Annotated in this window: 1 protein-coding gene; it reads right to left on the reverse strand. The window is 67.2% G+C overall.

Annotation, left to right across the window (positions count from 1 at the left end):
* On the reverse strand, positions 1-561 hold a 561-nt coding region (locus AC1D00_RS44560; RefSeq protein WP_477015137.1), incomplete at both ends, for an ABC transporter ATP-binding protein.

A 561-nucleotide genomic window follows, 5' to 3' on the forward strand; every position in this document is an offset into this window, starting at 1 on the left:
CCGCACGGCTCAGCCGCCAACGCACAGCGCGGCGCGAACGCGCAGCCATCGGGCATATTCGCGGGATCGGGCACCGTGCCGGGAATGGCGGTGAGACGCCGCCGCGGTCCGTCGAGCGGCGGCAGCGCGCCGATCAGGCCCTGCGCATAGGGATGCACGGGATCGGCGAAGAGCTGGTTGGCCGGCGCCTCCTCGATGATACGGCCGGCATACATCACCGCGACGCGGTCGCAATTCTCCGCGACGACGCCGAGGTCATGGCTGATCAGGACCATCGCCATGCTCATCTCGCGGCGGATCGACGAGAGCAGCTCCAGGATCTGGGCCTGAATGGTGGCGTCGAGCGCAGTGGTCGGCTCGTCCGCAATCAGCAAATCGGGATTTCCGGCAAGCGCCATCGCGATCATGATGCGCTGGACCTGACCGCCGGAGAATTCGTGCGGATAGGCGGACAGCCGCCGGCCTGCGTCGGGAATGCCGACGATATCGAGCAACCGCCGCGCTTCGGCTTTCACCGCTTCTCCGGAGAGATCGCAATGCAGCGCCAGCGCTTCGCAAAGC

Source organism: Bradyrhizobium sp. P2_E8 (genome assembly GCF_056403875.1).